Annotated in this window: 27 protein-coding genes; all 27 read right to left on the bottom strand. The window is 49.5% G+C overall.

Going from position 1 to position 15,679, the window contains the following annotated elements:
* Window positions 1-206 precede the first annotated feature (206 nt).
* On the bottom strand, window positions 207-1,040 hold the full coding sequence (locus DFT_RS08435; RefSeq protein ID WP_054030770.1) for a general secretion pathway protein GspB: 834 nt from the start codon (window positions 1,038-1,040) through the stop codon (window positions 207-209).
* Window positions 1,041-1,054: 14 nt separating this feature from the next.
* Window positions 1,055-2,833 (bottom strand): ExeA family protein, encoded by a 1,779-nt coding sequence (locus DFT_RS08430; protein WP_054030769.1) that lies wholly within the window; start codon window positions 2,831-2,833, stop codon window positions 1,055-1,057.
* A gap of 307 nt (window positions 2,834-3,140) precedes the next feature.
* Window positions 3,141-3,773: a 50S ribosomal protein L17 gene (gene rplQ, locus DFT_RS27445; protein WP_054030768.1), complete on the bottom strand. Its 633-nt coding sequence runs from the start codon at window positions 3,771-3,773 to the stop codon at window positions 3,141-3,143.
* Between the two features lie 5 nt (window positions 3,774-3,778).
* The gene (locus DFT_RS08420) at window positions 3,779-4,807 is read right to left on the bottom strand and encodes a DNA-directed RNA polymerase subunit alpha (RefSeq protein WP_054030767.1); all 1,029 of its coding nucleotides are present in this window, start codon (window positions 4,805-4,807) and stop codon (window positions 3,779-3,781) included.
* A gap of 86 nt (window positions 4,808-4,893) precedes the next feature.
* Window positions 4,894-5,523 (bottom strand): 30S ribosomal protein S4, encoded by a 630-nt coding sequence (gene rpsD / locus DFT_RS08415; protein WP_054030766.1) that lies wholly within the window; start codon window positions 5,521-5,523, stop codon window positions 4,894-4,896.
* Window positions 5,524-5,600: 77 nt separating this feature from the next.
* Window positions 5,601-5,987, bottom strand: a complete 387-nt coding sequence (rpsK, locus tag DFT_RS08410; protein WP_054030765.1) for a 30S ribosomal protein S11 — start codon at window positions 5,985-5,987, stop codon at window positions 5,601-5,603.
* 27 nt (window positions 5,988-6,014) lie between these two features.
* Complete coding sequence (rpsM, locus tag DFT_RS08405; RefSeq protein ID WP_054030764.1) at window positions 6,015-6,398, bottom strand: 30S ribosomal protein S13; 384 nt, start codon at window positions 6,396-6,398, stop codon at window positions 6,015-6,017.
* Between the two features lie 26 nt (window positions 6,399-6,424).
* The gene (rpmJ, locus tag DFT_RS24945; protein WP_076750454.1) at window positions 6,425-6,538 is read right to left on the bottom strand and encodes a 50S ribosomal protein L36; all 114 of its coding nucleotides are present in this window, start codon (window positions 6,536-6,538) and stop codon (window positions 6,425-6,427) included.
* Between the two features lie 78 nt (window positions 6,539-6,616).
* Window positions 6,617-6,835, bottom strand: coding sequence for a translation initiation factor IF-1 (infA, locus tag DFT_RS08400; protein WP_054030763.1), 219 nt, complete (start codon window positions 6,833-6,835; stop codon window positions 6,617-6,619).
* Window positions 6,836-6,901: 66 nt separating this feature from the next.
* A complete protein-coding gene (gene secY, locus DFT_RS08395) occupies window positions 6,902-8,212 on the bottom strand; it encodes a preprotein translocase subunit SecY (RefSeq protein ID WP_054030762.1) in 1,311 nt (436 codons plus the stop codon).
* Entirely contained in the window at window positions 8,213-8,653 is a 441-nt protein-coding gene (rplO, locus tag DFT_RS08390; RefSeq protein WP_054030761.1) for a 50S ribosomal protein L15, read from the bottom strand.
* Complete coding sequence (rpmD, locus tag DFT_RS08385) at window positions 8,653-8,838, bottom strand: 50S ribosomal protein L30 (RefSeq protein ID WP_054030760.1); 186 nt, start codon at window positions 8,836-8,838, stop codon at window positions 8,653-8,655. Before rpmD ends, rplO begins: the two co-directional genes overlap by 1 nt.
* A gap of 12 nt (window positions 8,839-8,850) precedes the next feature.
* Window positions 8,851-9,348, bottom strand: coding sequence for a 30S ribosomal protein S5 (gene rpsE / locus DFT_RS08380; RefSeq protein WP_054030759.1), 498 nt, complete (start codon window positions 9,346-9,348; stop codon window positions 8,851-8,853).
* 33 nt (window positions 9,349-9,381) lie between these two features.
* Window positions 9,382-9,750: a 50S ribosomal protein L18 gene (gene rplR, locus DFT_RS08375; RefSeq protein WP_054030758.1), complete on the bottom strand. Its 369-nt coding sequence runs from the start codon at window positions 9,748-9,750 to the stop codon at window positions 9,382-9,384.
* 83 nt (window positions 9,751-9,833) lie between these two features.
* The gene (gene rplF, locus DFT_RS08370; protein ID WP_054030757.1) at window positions 9,834-10,373 is read right to left on the bottom strand and encodes a 50S ribosomal protein L6; all 540 of its coding nucleotides are present in this window, start codon (window positions 10,371-10,373) and stop codon (window positions 9,834-9,836) included.
* A gap of 132 nt (window positions 10,374-10,505) precedes the next feature.
* Window positions 10,506-10,904, bottom strand: coding sequence for a 30S ribosomal protein S8 (gene rpsH / locus DFT_RS08365; RefSeq protein ID WP_054030756.1), 399 nt, complete (start codon window positions 10,902-10,904; stop codon window positions 10,506-10,508).
* A 71-nt stretch (window positions 10,905-10,975) separates the two neighbouring features.
* Window positions 10,976-11,161: a type Z 30S ribosomal protein S14 gene (locus DFT_RS24940; RefSeq protein WP_076750453.1), complete on the bottom strand. Its 186-nt coding sequence runs from the start codon at window positions 11,159-11,161 to the stop codon at window positions 10,976-10,978.
* Between the two features lie 21 nt (window positions 11,162-11,182).
* Complete coding sequence (gene rplE / locus DFT_RS08360; protein WP_054030755.1) at window positions 11,183-11,722, bottom strand: 50S ribosomal protein L5; 540 nt, start codon at window positions 11,720-11,722, stop codon at window positions 11,183-11,185.
* A gap of 38 nt (window positions 11,723-11,760) precedes the next feature.
* Complete coding sequence (rplX, locus tag DFT_RS08355; protein ID WP_054030754.1) at window positions 11,761-12,090, bottom strand: 50S ribosomal protein L24; 330 nt, start codon at window positions 12,088-12,090, stop codon at window positions 11,761-11,763.
* Between the two features lie 17 nt (window positions 12,091-12,107).
* Window positions 12,108-12,476 (bottom strand): 50S ribosomal protein L14, encoded by a 369-nt coding sequence (gene rplN, locus DFT_RS08350; protein WP_054030753.1) that lies wholly within the window; start codon window positions 12,474-12,476, stop codon window positions 12,108-12,110.
* Between the two features lie 18 nt (window positions 12,477-12,494).
* Window positions 12,495-12,752: a 30S ribosomal protein S17 gene (gene rpsQ, locus DFT_RS08345; RefSeq protein ID WP_054030752.1), complete on the bottom strand. Its 258-nt coding sequence runs from the start codon at window positions 12,750-12,752 to the stop codon at window positions 12,495-12,497.
* An 11-nt stretch (window positions 12,753-12,763) separates the two neighbouring features.
* Window positions 12,764-12,973, bottom strand: coding sequence for a 50S ribosomal protein L29 (rpmC, locus tag DFT_RS08340; protein WP_054030751.1), 210 nt, complete (start codon window positions 12,971-12,973; stop codon window positions 12,764-12,766).
* The gene (rplP, locus tag DFT_RS08335) at window positions 12,970-13,386 is read right to left on the bottom strand and encodes a 50S ribosomal protein L16 (protein ID WP_054030750.1); all 417 of its coding nucleotides are present in this window, start codon (window positions 13,384-13,386) and stop codon (window positions 12,970-12,972) included. Before rplP ends, rpmC begins: the two co-directional genes overlap by 4 nt.
* A gap of 78 nt (window positions 13,387-13,464) precedes the next feature.
* Window positions 13,465-14,115 (bottom strand): 30S ribosomal protein S3, encoded by a 651-nt coding sequence (gene rpsC / locus DFT_RS08330; protein ID WP_054030749.1) that lies wholly within the window; start codon window positions 14,113-14,115, stop codon window positions 13,465-13,467.
* Between the two features lie 24 nt (window positions 14,116-14,139).
* A complete protein-coding gene (gene rplV / locus DFT_RS08325) occupies window positions 14,140-14,472 on the bottom strand; it encodes a 50S ribosomal protein L22 (RefSeq protein ID WP_054030748.1) in 333 nt (110 codons plus the stop codon).
* 24 nt (window positions 14,473-14,496) lie between these two features.
* Entirely contained in the window at window positions 14,497-14,775 is a 279-nt protein-coding gene (gene rpsS, locus DFT_RS08320) for a 30S ribosomal protein S19 (RefSeq protein ID WP_054030747.1), read from the bottom strand.
* 81 nt (window positions 14,776-14,856) lie between these two features.
* On the bottom strand, window positions 14,857-15,678 hold the full coding sequence (gene rplB / locus DFT_RS08315) for a 50S ribosomal protein L2 (protein ID WP_054030746.1): 822 nt from the start codon (window positions 15,676-15,678) through the stop codon (window positions 14,857-14,859).
* Between the last annotated feature and the right edge of the window lies 1 nt (window position 15,679).

Here is a 15,679-nt window from a genome sequence, read left to right as displayed (position 1 = left end):
CAAAAGGGTGGCATAATCAACATCCAATTCCCGGATCATTTCCCGCTACTTGTAACGAAGTATCCATGGCTCATGGCATGAAAACCGGTTGCCGGCAACTGGATCGCCCCGCACATCATTGTGCCGCCAGGCCCCAGAGGACCCGTCATCTTTCACATCGCAGCCGGCTCTGCACCCGACCCGTCATGGCCGTCAGATGTGTCGCCCTATGGCTCGCCAAAGAGAATCTTCAGCAAACGGCCATTCTCTCGAAGGATAACCGTGTCCTTGCCGATGCGGACAATAAAAAAGCCCTCCACACTGCCACCTTCGCGAACGATGTGGTTGTTAATCACGGCCATGCGTTCGGACGGTTCCTCGGCCCAGGCAATCGCTTGAACCTCCAGACGGCCATCGGTCATTCGCCGTGCTGTTGCGTAGGGATCCGCCCCATTTTGGGCAGGATCGGAAGGCGCCTGCTGCAGCGGTGTATTGTCCGGTTTCTCCATTTGAGTCGCGACGATCGACGCTCCCTGGCCGACATCCTCAGGGGGATCGGTGACGATGATGCGCTGTTGTGGGGTTTCCATAAACGATGGACCGGTATGCGGCGGTTGCCCAGGTGAATCCATCGAGCCGGATGGTTCCCCGGTGCTTGGGGGACCCTGCGACCTTACGGGTCGGCCCTCCAGCGCATCCTTCAAAACCACCGGATCGCTCTCTGGTGCAGGTGCCGGCGCAGATGAAGCGGAGGGGGTCGCGGATGGGTCCTTCGGAGCTTCCGCGGTGCGGAGATCAGACCGGTTATCAAAGGCTTGCCGGGCACCGTCGATCATCTGAGGGGGCTGCCGCTGGATGAACGAAACAACGATCGTGACAGTTGCCAATAAAAACAAAACAATAACGATCCATGCCCAACGGTGATTTGGGAAAACACCAAATATCTTTTTGCGGCGTAGTGATCCCTGGGTGTTGAAAGCAAGCGGCGCGGGCAACCCCTCGGCGTGTCCGAGGGCCTGTTCCGTCTCCAACCGTTTCAACGCTTTTAAAATGGTACTCACTCGACGACGGTCTCCTATTCCATGCTCAATTGCGGATATTTAACCGCTTGCGCCTGTTGAATCAGCAAAATTTTGGTCAACGGTCCAATCAGACCATCTGGTTCGATAAAATGACGCTTCTGGAAATCGAGAATCGCTTGTTTGGTATGCAAGTCAAAGACAGGACTATCACCGATCTGATCATAACCGATGTTCTTTAAAAGCGCTTTGATGGCATGAACGGCTTTCGGTGGTGCGCCCTCGGTGATCAGCGCATCGAATCCAAGGATGTTTTTCCAGAACACATAGGCACTGCCATCCAGAAGTGGCATCAGACCTTCAAGGTTGGTCTCGATGGCAGAAGGAGCGCCTTCGATCCTTAACAAGATGCCTTTCTCGTCCCACTTTTCCAAGGCAGCAAAGACGAGTTCCTCGGAGTTTTCCTTTTTTAAGGCCACAATGGCCGGCAGGTTCAATCGCCTGACCAGTGTCCAATCGGAATCAATGGCATGCAATCGCAATCCGTATTGATGGGCGGCGATATCGAAGTAGCCGGTGTCCTCGATTTGGGATGGCAGTTGCGCCTGGTTGGGGTGCGGTTGCTCCCATAAGGCCAACAGATGAGCCAGTGCAGCGAAGCGACTGTTTTGATGATCCAGCAGTGCCAAGGCATCTTGAATGGGGTTGTGCGGACGGGTAGGTGAAAGCTGTGGCTCGGCGGCGGCTGAAGCAATTGCAGGTTCTGATGTGGGTTCTGGGGTTGGCGAAATGCTCAATGGTGTGGGTTCATCTATCTTGTAAGTCTTCGTGGCCTCTCCTGTTTCACCAAAGGAGACGTCGCGCTTCACCCTCGTAGAATCAATCCGGTTCGCCGTAATATGATTCGGAACGAACAGCTTCACGATCTCTTGCCTGTTAAAATAAAACAGGCCCGCAAAAGCGCAAACGACCAAACATGCGAGAGACCAGGCCAATATTTTCTTAATAGGATGAGGACTTGGAGGGCGCCCGCGCATCGTCAGCTCTTGGATGGCCTTTCCGGCGATGGCTCGTGTGACTTTCGGCCGCTCCATGCTGAAAGCGGTTATCAAGGCTCTGTCACAGGCGATGTTGATCATCCGCGGGATGCCTTTTGAATATTTGAATATCAAGCGACAGGCAGCGGGGGTAAACAAAGTCAAGTTACGTTGGGCCGCGATATGCACCCGATGATGAATGTAACTGGCCGTTTCATCGAAACCGAGCGGTGACAGGTGGGCCGTTAAAGATATGCGTTGTGCCAATTGACGCAACTCGTAGGAATCGAGCTTATCGCTCAATTCAGGTTGCCCAACCAAGATAATCTGCAACAGTTTGCTGCGAGTGGTTTCCAGGTTCGACAGCATTCGAACCAATTCCAGATTTTCAACTCTCAGATTTTGGGCCTCATCGATGAGCAGGACGACTTTTCGGCCGTCTTGGTTTTGTTGAATCAAGAAGGCATTGATCACATCGAGCAACTGTTTAAAACTGGCTTGTGTGGTTCGAATTCCGAATTCATTGCATATGGTTGTCAACAACTCCACGGAGTCGAGAGCTGGCTGAAAGATATAAGCCGAGGAGGAATTTTCATCTAATCTTTCTAAAAAATTACGGCACAAGGTGGTTTTGCCTGTACCCACCTCACCGGTAATCACGACGAAACCCTCGCCCTGATCCATGGCGTAAGTCAAATGCGCAAGTGCAATCTCATGCTGTTTGCTCAAATAGAGATAATCAGGATTCGGCACCAGTTTGAAAGGCTTTTCTTTTAATCCGAAATAAGTCTGATACATGAAATGGTCCGTCCCCAGGAAGGCTGTCCTAAACGTATCTTTAATGTATATCTCAAACAATTCACCGGATTCAACCCCTCAAATTGGGCGACAGGATTTGTAGCCGGACCGTATCCGTCGAATTCGATGCCGCTTGGAGAGGTGTTTGAAGTCACCTGCCATCGATCGAATCATTGGGGCAGGTTCGGAAGGGGGCAGGGTAGATGAATCGGTAACGGGTCATTACCGGACGTTGCCGTCAAAACTAAAAGGGCTTTTCCCTGTCTAAATTCAGGGGAAAGCCCTCATAACACATATGCTTAGGCAATTATTCCTGCTTTTTGGTAACTTCCTCAGCATCTTTTGATTCAGCGTCAGCCTGTGGGGCTTGCTGATCGGTTTCTGCTTTTACCGGCGAGGCCTCGACTGCATCGGCGCTGCCTTCGCCAGTCGGCTCTTCTGTGTTTTCCGGCAATGTCGATGCTTGATCAGCCGAAGCGGCGGCCGATGCTTCTGCGGTATCTTCTTTTTCTTGTTTTACCGGCTCAGGTTGTTTTACTTTTTCTGGTGATTTGGACTTTTTCTTGGCTTTTGGCTTGGCTTCCTCTGTCGAAACCAGCTCTACCAATGAAACGGGTGCTGAATCACCAGGGCGGGTACCAATTTTAACAATTCGGGTATATCCGCCGTTGATTTTCCCAAACCGCTTTTCGGCGTCTTCAAACAGCTTGTGTACAATGTCTTTTTCGCGCACAATCGCCATTACTTGCCTGCGTGCATGCAGATCGCCGACTTTAGCTAAAGTAATGATATGGTCAGCCCAACGGCGCAATTCCTTGGCCTTTACGTCGGTGGTGCGTATGCGCTCATATTTGAACAAGGAGGTCACCATGTTACGAAACATGGCCTGCCTGTGGCTGGTGGTACGGCCGAGCTTGATTCCTGATTTTCTGTGTCTCATGGCAACTATAACTCCCCTTCTTCTTCTGCCGTATCTTCGGGTGGTGGTACGAATCCATCGAGCTTCATACCCAGCGTCAACCCCATCTCTGTCAAAACCTCTTTGATTTCATTTAAGGATTTTCGCCCGAAATTCTTGGTTTTAAGCATCTCGTTTTCTGTCTTTTGTACGAGTTGGTAGATTTTATTAATTTCTGCATTCTTCAAACAATTGGCACTTCTCACAGACAATTCGAGTTCGTCGACACTGCGATACAGGTTGTCATTAAATTCAACCAGTTCGTCGTCACTCATTTTCTTACTGCTATCCGCTTCGACGTCCTCGTCAAAATTGATGAATATCGATAATTGGTCCTTGAAAATCTTTGCCGCGTAGGCCACCGCATCTTCGGGTGAAACACTACCATCCGTCCACACTTCAAGGGTCAACTTGTCGTAGTCTGTACGTTGTCCAACACGTGCGTTCCCTACAACATAATTCACTCGCTTAATCGGCGAAAATACCGCATCGATGGGAATGGTGCCGATTGGCGCATCTTCTTCCTTGTTGGCTTCAGACAGCGAATAACCCTTACCGCCCTTGACCATCATCTCCATAACCAACTTCCCCTCGGGGGATAGACTGGCGATATGTAATTCAGGATTAAGAATTTCTATGGCGCCGTCCGGGCTTACGAACTGCCCGGCAGTGACAATTCCTTCTCCATTCGCTTTGCAGGTCAGCTTGCGCGGTTGGTAATCTTTTGTCTTCAAACGCACTTGCTTCAGATTCAAAATGATTTCAGATACATCTTCTAAAACGCCGGGGATAACACTGAACTCATGTTGAACGCCGTCTATCCTTACGGATGTAATTGCAGCGCCAAATAAGGAAGAGAGAATGATGCGCCGCAGCGAATTACCCAAGGTCGTTCCGAAACCACGCTCAAGCGGCTCGCAAACGAACTTGCCGTATTCATTCGTGCTGGATACCTGCACTTTTTCCGGCTTTATCATCTCTTGCCAGTTGACGTACATAAGTTCATTTGATGGCATACCCATTCTCCAGCCTGTAAAATATTAAAAATTTGATGCCGAGCTCGAAGTAAATGATAGTTGAGCATTATCTACGAGCCAATAAACTACTTGGAATAGAGCTCAACGATAAGCTGTTCCTGCATCGGCATGGTCAAATCATCGCGGACAGGCAGGTTCTTGACAACGCCTTTCATTTTGTCCTTTTCGAGATCCAGCCACTGGGGGACGCCTCGCCTGACGACAGCTTCTACCGAATCACAAATCGCCTGTACTTTCTGGCTTTTTTCCCTAACACTGACGACATCGCCGACAGCAAGCAGATAGGAGGGAATATTCACCTGTTTTCCGTTGACCAGAAAATGATTGTGCCGGACAAAATGTCTGCCTTGGCTTCTCGAGTTAGCAAAACCTAAGCGATAGACCACATTATCCAGTCGTCTTTCCAAAAGTACGAGCAAATTGGTACCCGTAATCCCTTTTTGACGATCTGCTTCGACGAAACTCAAATGAAACTGCTTCTCGGAAAGGCCATACATCCGTTTGACCTTTTGCTTCTCTCGCAGCTGAACGCCATAGTCGGATATTTTCCCACGACGACGTTGTCCCTGTTCTCCCGGGGCATAACTGCGCCTGTCGAACGCACATTTATCTGAGTAACAACGATCACCTTTCAGGAACAGCTTTAAATTTTCCCTTCGGCATATTCTACATACCGAACCAGTATATCGTGCCAATATTGCCTCCTTATAGCAATGGAGCGGATTTGGTGTTTTTCTAAATGATTTTCAGACCAAATCTCAACTTGGTGTAATTATACCCTTCTACGTTTCGGAGGGCGGCAACCATTGTGCGGAATGGGGGTCACATCCCTGATCATCGTAACGGTGAAACCCGCAGCCTGCAACGCCCTCAGCGCGGATTCGCGGCCTGCTCCTGGGCCTTTGACGTAGACTTCAACATTTCTCATGCCGTGTTCCATTGCCTTTTTGGCTGCATCTTCCGCAGTCACCTGGGCAGCAAAGGGCGTGCTTTTTCGGGAGCCCTTGAACCCCATAACGCCGGAGCTCGACCATGAAACGACATTACCGGTCGCATCCGTAATGGTAATAATGGTGTTATTGAAGGTGGATTGAATATGCACCACACCATTGGCGATATTTTTTTTCTCTTTTTTCTTTGTACGGGTTTTTCTTGGCATCTGTTACATCCCTTAACGGTTAGCGTGCTACTTCTTCTTTGCCGCGCCCTTTTTCTTGACCGCCGAGCGTTTGGGCCCTTTTCTGGTCCTTGCGTTTGTGCTGGTACGTTGTCCATTAACCGGCAACCCGCGTCGGTGTCTTAAACCTCGATAACACCCCAGATCCATGAGCCGCTTAATATTCATAGACACTTCGGTCCGCAACTCGCCTTCAACTTTGAAGTTGCCGTCAATCACCTTACGGATATCGTTGACCTCTGTATCTGTGAGATCGTCGGTAAGCGTATTGGGGTCAATGTTGAGTTGTGACAGAATAAGATTCGATCTCGACCGACCAATTCCATATATGTAGGTCAGCGCGATCTCGACCCTTTTGCGTCTCGGTAAATCTACACCCGCAATTCGTGCCAAAGCGAATCCTCCTTCAAATAAGGCTTTTAACCTTGTCTTTGCTTGTGTCTTTTGTTTACACAAATGATCCGCACAACGCCCTTGCGGCGAACAACCTTACATTTACTGCAGATCTTTTTTACTGATGCCCTGACCTTCATTGTTCTTAGCTCCTATGTTGAGTGCGCTTTAAGTCCAGCGATATTCATTTACATGTCCATCATCGGTCGATGCATGGTCTATTTCGACCGATAGGTAATTCTTCCTCGGGTGAGATCATAAGGAGAAAGTTCAACCGTCACCTTGTCTCCGGGCAGGATTTTGATAAAATGCATTCGCATTTTTCCACTGATATGGGCCAGGACCTGGTGTTTGTTCTCCAGCTCAACCTTGAACATTGCATTCGGCAATGTCTCCAGCACAACACCTTCTACCCTTATTGGTTCTTCCTTGGCCATGGTCCCCCCTTGGGTTGCCGACTTACCTATCTATAGAATTCCAAGTAGCGATTATGCACGTATCGATCACCTTCGGCCTCGCATGGTGCCTTTTTTCAAAAAGCCTTCATAGTGTCTCGTCAGCATATGCGATTCCATTTGAGCGATGGTATCGATGGCCACTCCGACAACGATCAGTAATGCGGTACCTCCGAAATAGAACGGTACATTGAATTGTGCAATCAAAACAGTCGGCAACACACACACTGCAGAGACATAAATGGCGCCACCCAATGTGATGCGGGTCAAGACGCGATCAATGTAATCCGCTGTCCGTTTCCCAGGCCTGATTCCAGGTATGAACCCGCCATTTTTTTTCATATTATCAGCCACATCTACAGGATTGAATGTAACGGCCGTGTAAAAGTAGCAAAAAAATACGATAAATCCCACGAATACGATGTTGTAATAAATCCCGCCGGGTTGAACGGCGTCCGATATGCTCTTGAGCCACCCCACCTCGGCAAACTGGGCAATGGTCGCAGGAAACATCAAAATTGAAGAGGCGAATATCGGGGGGATGACGCCGGATGAATTAATTTTTAACGGTAAATGGGTACTTTGTCCTCCATACATACGCCGTCCCACGACTCTTTTCGCATATTGCACGGGAATACGCCGCTGTCCCTGCTCGACAAAAATAATGAATCCGATAACGGCAATCATCAGTACGAGCAAAACAATGAGACCAAAAATGTTAAACTCTTCTTGTTGGACCAACCTGAAGGTATTGCCGATAGCAGCCGGCATGCGGGCCACGATGCCGGCAAAAATAATCAGAGATATTCCGTTTCCAATCCCTCTTTCTGTGATTTGCTCTCCCAGCCACATAATGAAAGCCGTTCCGGCTGTCAGGGTAATCACGGTCATCAATCTGAAGTCCCAGCCTGGATCGAATACGACCCCAACACCGGTGGGTGATGACTGCCCTTCCAACCCCACGGCGATGCCAAATCCCTGAATAATGCTGAGAAGAACTGTTCCGTAACGGGTATACTGGGTAATCTTTTTTCTACCTTGCTCACCTTCTTTTTTCAGCTCTTCCAAGTGGGGAATGACCACCGTGAGTAGCTGCAAAATGATGGACGCACTGATGTAGGGCATGATGCCAAGCGCAAATACGGATAATTGCTCCAAGGCACCTCCGGTAAACATATTGAATACCCCGAATATGGTCCCTTGCATGGACGCGAAAAGATCCTTGAGCGCACCCGCATTGATACCCGGCGTCGGCACATAGACACCGATGCGGTAAACCGATAGCAGTGCCGCAGTAAAAAAGATTCGCTGCCGCAACTCAGGAATTTTAAAAAGATTACCGAAACCGCTGCCAACCATTTAGATGACCTCTACGGACCCGCCGGCCGCCTCGATTTTATCTTTTGCGGTGCGGCTGATGGCATTCAATTTAACCGTTAGCGGAACGCGAATCTCTCCCTGCCCCAAAAGCTTGACACCATCCCACCGGCCCTTGACGAGCCCATTGCGCACCAGCGTGGCAGAATCTACCACAGAACCGGAATCGAAACCTTCCAGGTCTTTCAGATTGACGACTGCCATCTCTTTTTTGAAGATGTTGGTAAAACCTCTTTTGGGGAGTCTTCTATGAAGCGGCATTTGGCCACCTTCGAAGCCAGGCCTGGCCCCCCCGCCTGAACGGGCATTCTGGCCTTTGTTTCCACGCCCAGCGGTCTTACCTTGCCCGGACGCTACGCCTCTCCCTTTCCGCTTGCGATTTTTGGTCGCTCCTTTGGCGGGTTTCAACTCGTGCAACTTCATTATCTTGTCTCCTCAGCCGTAACCAGATGCGACACTTTTTCAATCATGCCCCGGATCGCCGGCGTATTTTCCAGCTGAACTGTTTTGTTGATCCTGGTGAGCCCCATACCACGAAGCACTTTACGATGCTTTTCAGGTCGGCCGACCATGCTTTTTTTAAGGGTGATATTGATTTTGCCAGACATGTCTTTAATCCCCTACCTTAAATCCTGTTTCTGCAACCCGCGTCTTGCGGCAACCTGCTCCTCACTTTGAAGCTGTTGCAACCCTTCAATGGTTGCCTTCACAACATTATGCGGATTGTTGGTCCCCATGCACTTGGTCAAAATATTCTGAATACCCACCGCTTCGAGCACAGCCCTTACCGCGCCACCCGCAATCACGCCGGTACCTTCGGATGCTGGCTTCAACATAACCCGACCTGCACCGAAACGTCCGACCACTTGAAAGGGTATGGTTCCTTCCTTCAAAGGGACGGTGGTCATGTTCTTCTTGGCCTTCTCGACACCCTTGCGAATGGCCTCTGGCACCTCACCGGCTTTTCCAAGTCCGCAGCCGACACTTCCCTTGCCATCACCAACGACGACGATGGCACTAAAACTGAAGCGACGTCCACCCTTAACAACCTTGGCGACTCGACTGATATGCACGACCTTGTCAATTAATTGGTTTTCATCGACATCTTGTTTATACAAGGGCTTGCCTCCTTATAACGTTATGCCCATCGGCTAAAAATTGAGTCCCGCTTCACGCGCACCGTCTGAAACGGCCTTGACCCTGCCATGGTACAGGAAGCCGTTGCGATCGAATACAACCTGCTTGATTCCCTTTTCCAAGGCGCGCTGTGCGACCATTTTGCCGACAAATACGGCAGCCGCTTTTTTGTTTTCAAATTTTGATTGTTCTTTAAACGCGCTTTCGACACTCGACGCCGCTACGAGGGTCACACCCGCAGTATCATCTACAATTTGCGCGTAGATGTGCCTCGCGCTTCGAAACACCGAAAGCCGCGGACGCTCCATAGTTCCCTTCATTTTTTTCCGAATTCGCGCCTTTCGTTTCAATCGGGCGACTTCTTTTTTACTTGTCGAGCTCATGTTGATCCCCGCTAAGATCTTAGACCATGAAGTGCGTCTAATAGATATTTGATGTTAAGTGTCCATTCATCCGAATATGACAATTATTTCGTACCCGTTTTTCCGGCCTTGCGTTGAATATATTCTTCGGCGTACTTGATGCCCTTGCCTTTGTATGGCTCAGGTGGTCGCAGTTGTCGAATTCTTGCGGCCGTTTGCCCCAGAAGATGTTTATCAATACCGGCCAGTTTGACGATATTGTTTTTCTCTACGGTTGCCGAAACGCCGTCCGGCAACGGAAAATCGATGGGGTGTGAATACCCGAGATTGAAAAGAATGCTCTTGCCTTTCGCCTCAGCCCGATAACCGATTCCATTGATCTCCAGCACGCGTTCGTATCCCTTGCTCACACCGGTGACCATGTTATCCAGCAAACTACGGGTCATGCCCTGTAAGGCACTTGCCTTCCGGTCTTCTGTCTTGGAGACCACCTCTATCCGGTCTGCCTCAATTTTGAGATCGATATCCGGATGAACCATGTGAGTCAATTTGCCATTTTTACCCTGAACCGTCACCATACCATCTTTGAAATTGATGGTGGTCTTTTCGGGCAAGGCGACTGGCTTCTTTCCTACTCGAGACATCTTTCCACCTCTATGTTCCAGCTCTATGCGTCAGAAATTTTTCTTTAACTCTCCCGACAGGGAAATATGAAATATGGCACCGATCCAATCATTTTGGGAATATGGATCAAGACCGTGTTGGCATAAACCGGATCAGAAAATTGTACAAAGAATTTCGCCGCCGATATTGTCTTTTCTCGCCTGTCGATCGGTCAGAATTCCTTTCGAGGTAGACAAAATCGCGACTCCCAGTCCATTGTAAATTGGCTTAATGTCGCTGGCACTGACATAAACCCTGCGGGAGGGTTTGCTGACACGATTCATTTCAAGAATCACATGGGACTGGTTATCCCCATACTTCAAGTAGATCCGCAGTATACCTTGCTTGCCGTCCTTGATGAATTTATAATTGCGAATATATCCTTCGCTCTTCATCACTTTTGCAAGCTCTGTCTTCAATTTCGAACCGGGGATATCCACGCTGTTCAGTTTTGCCTTCCCGGCATTACGCACCCGGGTGAGCATGTCGGCAATTGGATCGGTGATCGCCATTGTACTCTCCGTTTAACTCAAATTCGTTGCCTGATTTACGCTATAAGGAGGTAGTCATCCGCATGGGAGTCCTACCAGCTTGATTTCACCACTCCCGGCAGCTTACCTAAAGATGCCATATTACGAAAACAGATGCGGCATATGCCAAATTTGCGGATAAACGCACGCGGTCTCCCGCATAAAGGACACCGGTTATATGCTCTTACGCTGAATTTAGGCTTACGCTGCGCTTTCATGCGTAATGATGTCTTGGCCAAAACTCCCTCCTTAGAACCTTTTTATTTGCGAAAAGGCATCCCCATAAGGGTCAACAACTCACGCCCTTCTTCGTCGCTCTTGGCAGTGGTTACGATGGTAATGTTCATTCCTTTGATGTTGTCGATTTTATCGTAATCTATCTCGGGAAAAATAATGTGTTCTCTGACCCCGAGCGAATAGTTTCCAGCACCGTCGAAAGCTTTGGGCGAAATCCCCCTAAAGTCTCGAACGCGGGGCAAGGCGACGTTAATGAGCTTATCCAGAAAATCGAACATACGTTTACCACGCAGGGTAACCATGCAGCCGATCGGCATTCCCTCTCGAAGCTTGAATGCTGCTATGGATTTTTTTGCCCTGGTGACTACCGGTCGCTGTCCGGCAATGGCCATGAGCTCCTCTACTGCGGAATCCAGAATCTTGATATTCTGAATGGCCTCTCCCAGCCCCATGTTCAAAACGACCTTGTCAATCTTCGGGATCTGATGGACGTTGGTATATTCGAAATTCTCTTTAAGCTTGGGCGCTATTTGCTCTTGATATTGTTTTTGAAGCTGTGACATTCCAATCCTCCGCGAGATGACGCCACCTTTGAGGACGCTTAGGCGTCAATCTGCTCATTGCACTTGCGGCATATGCGAACTTTTTTGCCGTCATCGAGCCGTTGCATTTTCACACGAACCGGTTTTACACACTTGTTGCAAACCAACATAACATTGGACCAATGCAATGGGGCTTCACTTTCTACGATCCCGCCTTGCCGGTTTTGAGCAGTTGGACGCTGATGTCGTTTTGCAATGTTGACATGTTCAACAAGGACACGCTCATTTTTTCGGTCGACCTTAATAACCTTGCCGATTTTTCCTTTATCCTTGCCGGCAATGACCTTGACCTTATCGTCCTTTTTTAGATTACAATTATATCGCTGCATAGGGCTATACTCCGTCGCTATAAGACCTCGGGGGCCAGCGAAACAATCTTCATAAAGCGTTTTGCACGCAGTTCCCTGGCGACAGGGCCAAAAATACGCGTTCCCAAGGGTTCGCGCTGATTATTAATAAGCACCGCAGAATTGTCGTCAAAACGAATGTAGGATCCGTCCGGGCGCCTGATCTCCTTGGAGGTTCTCACTATGACAGCTTTATGGACATCCCCTTTTTTGACCTTGGCGTTTGGGATGGCGTCCTTTACCGATACGACGATCACGTCGCCAATGCTGGCGTATCGGCGACGCGACCCGCCCAACACTTTGATGCAGTACAACACGCGCGCTCCGGAGTTGTCTGCCACAGTAAGTCTAGTTTCGCTCTGAATCATTTTCTCATTCCTCTACTGTTAGACCGCCCTCTCAAGGATCCGGCTGACACGCCAACGCTTGGTTTTGCTCAAGGGTCGGGATTGGGTAATGAGCACCCGATCGCCGATTTGGCACTCGTTATCTTGGTCGTGGGCCATGTATTTATGCTGCCTGCGGATGAATTTCTTGTACAATGGATGCTTGACCAATCGCTCAACAACCACGACCACTGTTCTATCCATCTTATTGCTGACGATGGTTCCCGTTACCTGTCTTTTCATTCCACGTGTATTCATTATATGCGCCCCTAATTATCCATCTGCTTGGGGTTTCGCGCCATCTCTCCCAAAACCGTGAAGATACGCGCGATATCCTTTTGGATCAACTTGATTTTACGCGGATTCTCAAGCTGCCCGATACCATGTTGAAAACGCAGATTAAACAGCTCTTTCCTCAGATCGGTTAACTTCTGCCGCATTTCGTCCTGACTGAGCGTTCTGATATCTTCTACTTTCATATCACTTCGCTCCTCTCTACAAAACGTGTTTTGATAGTGAGCTTATGTGCGGCCAACCTCAATGCCTCTTGGGCCATTTCCCGCGATATGCCAGACATTTCGTAAAGAACCCGTCCTGGTCGAATCACCGCCACCCAACCCTCGGGAGCGCCTTTACCTTTACCCATTCGAACTTCGGCCGGTTTCTTGGTTACAGGCTTGTCCGGAAAAATCCGAATCCAAATTTTCCCGCCGCGTTTGACGTGGCGAGTCATGGCGATACGCGCGGCCTCGATCTGTTTGGAGCTAATATAACCGCAATCAACAGCCTGCAATCCAAATTCACCGAAGTTGAGAGTCGCCCCGCGTCTGGCTGTTCCTCTCATTTTGCCTTTTTGTTGTTTGCGAAATTTGACTTTTTTTGGGCTTAACATAACTCCCACTCTCCTGGTTCAGGATGCCTTGCGGTCGCCCTTACGTTGCGCCGGCATATGAACATCGATATTAAAGCGTTAGCTCTCGGGTTGCTGGTCTTCCTTCTTGAGAATTTCACCTTTAAAGATAAAGACCTTGACGCCGATGGCGCCGTAGGTCGTGCGGGCCTCGGTAAAACCGTAATCAATATCTGCTCTCAGGGTATGCAAAGGAACCCGGCCTTCACGGTACCATTCTGTACGTGCCATTTCAGCTCCCCCCAAGCGCCCGGAACAGATAATTTTAACCCCCTGCGCGCCGAACCTCAAAGCGGAGGTGACGCCACGCTTCATGGCACGCCGGAAAGCAACCCGTCTTTCGATCTGCATCGCCACGTTTTCAGCTACCAGCTGTGCATCAATCTCGGGCTTACGCACCTCTTGAATATCAATAAGTACTTCCTGGGAAACTTTCTTTTCGAGCTCTTGCTTGAGCCTTTCGATTTCGGAGCCCTTTTTGCCGATGACGATACCGGGTCTAGCCGTGTAGATTCTAAGACGGATGCGCTTGGCCGAGCGTTCAATTTCGATCCGTGAAATACCGGCATGAAACAATTTTTCTTTTACAAAATTGCGCAGTTCAAAATCCTGTTGGATGTAATCGGCGTACTTTTTGTCCGAGTACCATTTCGATTCCCATGTTTTGATGATACCCAGCCTTAATCCTATGGGGTTGACTTTTTGGCCCAAGCTGTTTCCTCCTCTGAATGACGACTATACCTCGGTCAATACGACCGTCACATGACTGGTGCGCTTGATGATGCGGGTACCGCGGCCTCGGGCTCTTGCCCTGAAGCGTTTAAGGCTCGGACCGACATCTGCGGTTACATTGCCAACGACCAAATCATCGATGTCGAGGTCCGGCACCTGATCGGCATTGGCGACAGCCGACCGCAACACTTTCTCAACGATACCGGCTGCCTTCTGAGGCATGAATTTAATCGTAGCCAGAGCCTTTTCTACCGGTTTGCCCTTGATTGCATCGCTAATGAGCCTGACTTTTTGCGGTGAGATGCGCACATATTTGGCAACTGCTCTTACCTCCATGATCCCTGCTCCTTAAACCCTTGCCTATTTCTTTTTGGATTTTTTATCTGCGGCATGCCCATAAAAGGTGCGGGTCGGGGAAAACTCACCCAATTTATGCCCGACCATGTTTTCAGTCACAAAGACGGGAAGAAATTTACGCCCGTTGTGAACCGCCAGCGTCAGTCCAACCATTTCCGGAATTATTGTAGAGCGGCGTGACCAGGTCTTAATCACCCTGTTACTCCGGCTTTCTTGTGCGATCAGGACTTTGCTCATTAGATTGTCTTCTATGAACGGACCTTTTTTCAATGACCGTGGCATATCTTCTCCTGTACATCCCGCAATTGGTCTAAACTTATTCGTGTCTTTCGTGTATTGCTTTGAAATCTCATATTTATTTGATTACTTCCGGCGCTTTACAATGTAACGATCAGTGGACTTGTTGTTTCTCGTCCGGTAACCCTTGGTCGGTATCCCCCATGGGGTACATGGATGGCGTCCGCCTGAAGAACGCCCCTCGCCGCCGCCCATGGGGTGGTCAACCGGGTTCATGGCCACACCACGCACCTTGGGTCTTCGCCCCAGCCATCTTTTCCTTCCTGCTTTTCCGATGCTGAGGTTTTCGTGCTCGACGTTCCCGAGTTGTCCGATGGTCGCCTTGCATTTCAACAGCACCATGCGAACTTCGCCGGATGGCAGTTTGACTAAGGCGTAAGGGTCTTCCTTTGCCATTAACTGTGCAAAACTGCCGGCACTTCGAACAATCTGCCCCCCTTTCCCCAACTTGAGTTCGATGTTGTGGATCTGGGTTCCCAAGGGGATGTTGGCCAGCGGCAGTGCGTTACCGGGTTTGATATCCGCCTCTGGTCCCGACATGATGAAGTCACCGACAGTGATTTTGGCAGGTGCCAGGATGTATCGCTTTTCACCATCCACATAGTGAAGCAATGCAATCCGGGCGCTGCGGTTTGGATCATATTCGATGGCGGCAACCTTTGCCGGGATTCCGTCTTTATCGCGTTTGAAATCGATAAGACGGTAATAACGTTTGTGCCCGCCGCCTCGCCATCTGGCCGTGACGCGACCGTTGCTATTCCGGCCGCCGCTCTTCTTGAGGATTCTTATGAGGCTCTTCTCCGGTGACTTCTTTGAAATCTCTTCGTAATCGGAGAAGGTTTGAAATCTTCTTCCAGCGGATGTCGGTTGAACTCGTTTGATTCCCATT

Origin of the sequence: Desulfatitalea tepidiphila, from assembly GCF_001293685.1 — a bacterium.
GTDB classification, from domain to species: domain Bacteria; phylum Desulfobacterota; class Desulfobacteria; order Desulfobacterales; family Desulfosarcinaceae; genus Desulfatitalea; species Desulfatitalea tepidiphila.
Note: the sequence above shows the minus strand (reverse complement) of the source record. Positions and strands in the feature narration are given on the sequence as shown.

Excerpts from the sequence above, each read along its gene's own strand:
- DFT_RS08430 (WP_054030769.1), bottom strand. The coding sequence starts at position 2,833 with ATGTATCAGACTTATTTCGGATTAAAAGAAAAGCCTTTCAAACTGGTG.
- rplQ (WP_054030768.1), bottom strand. The coding sequence starts at position 3,773 with ATGAGACACAGAAAATCAGGAATCAAGCTCGGCCGTACCACCAGCCAC.
- DFT_RS08420 (WP_054030767.1), bottom strand. The coding sequence starts at position 4,807 with ATGCCATCAAATGAACTTATGTACGTCAACTGGCAAGAGATGATAAAG.
- rpsK (WP_054030765.1), bottom strand. The coding sequence starts at position 5,987 with ATGCCAAGAAAAACCCGTACAAAGAAAAAAGAGAAAAAAAATATCGCC.
- rpmJ (WP_076750454.1), bottom strand. The coding sequence starts at position 6,538 with ATGAAGGTCAGGGCATCAGTAAAAAAGATCTGCAGTAAATGTAAGGTT.
- infA (WP_054030763.1), bottom strand. The coding sequence starts at position 6,835 with ATGGCCAAGGAAGAACCAATAAGGGTAGAAGGTGTTGTGCTGGAGACA.
- secY (WP_054030762.1), bottom strand. The coding sequence starts at position 8,212 with ATGGTTGGCAGCGGTTTCGGTAATCTTTTTAAAATTCCTGAGTTGCGG.
- rplO (WP_054030761.1), bottom strand. The coding sequence starts at position 8,653 with ATGAAGTTGCACGAGTTGAAACCCGCCAAAGGAGCGACCAAAAATCGC.
- rpmD (WP_054030760.1), bottom strand. The coding sequence starts at position 8,838 with ATGTCTGGCAAAATCAATATCACCCTTAAAAAAAGCATGGTCGGCCGA.
- rplR (WP_054030758.1), bottom strand. The coding sequence starts at position 9,750 with ATGAGCTCGACAAGTAAAAAAGAAGTCGCCCGATTGAAACGAAAGGCG.
- rplF (WP_054030757.1), bottom strand. The coding sequence starts at position 10,373 with ATGTCTCGAGTAGGAAAGAAGCCAGTCGCCTTGCCCGAAAAGACCACC.
- rpsH (WP_054030756.1), bottom strand. The coding sequence starts at position 10,904 with ATGGCGATCACCGATCCAATTGCCGACATGCTCACCCGGGTGCGTAAT.
- rplE (WP_054030755.1), bottom strand. The coding sequence starts at position 11,722 with ATGTCACAGCTTCAAAAACAATATCAAGAGCAAATAGCGCCCAAGCTT.
- rplX (WP_054030754.1), bottom strand. The coding sequence starts at position 12,090 with ATGCAGCGATATAATTGTAATCTAAAAAAGGACGATAAGGTCAAGGTC.
- rplN (WP_054030753.1), bottom strand. The coding sequence starts at position 12,476 with ATGATTCAGAGCGAAACTAGACTTACTGTGGCAGACAACTCCGGAGCG.
- rpsQ (WP_054030752.1), bottom strand. The coding sequence starts at position 12,752 with ATGAATACACGTGGAATGAAAAGACAGGTAACGGGAACCATCGTCAGC.
- rpmC (WP_054030751.1), bottom strand. The coding sequence starts at position 12,973 with ATGAAAGTAGAAGATATCAGAACGCTCAGTCAGGACGAAATGCGGCAG.
- rplP (WP_054030750.1), bottom strand. The coding sequence starts at position 13,386 with ATGTTAAGCCCAAAAAAAGTCAAATTTCGCAAACAACAAAAAGGCAAA.
- rplV (WP_054030748.1), bottom strand. The coding sequence starts at position 14,472 with ATGGAGGTAAGAGCAGTTGCCAAATATGTGCGCATCTCACCGCAAAAA.
- rpsS (WP_054030747.1), bottom strand. The coding sequence starts at position 14,775 with ATGCCACGGTCATTGAAAAAAGGTCCGTTCATAGAAGACAATCTAATG.
- rplB (WP_054030746.1), bottom strand. The coding sequence starts at position 15,678 with ATGGGAATCAAACGAGTTCAACCGACATCCGCTGGAAGAAGATTTCAA.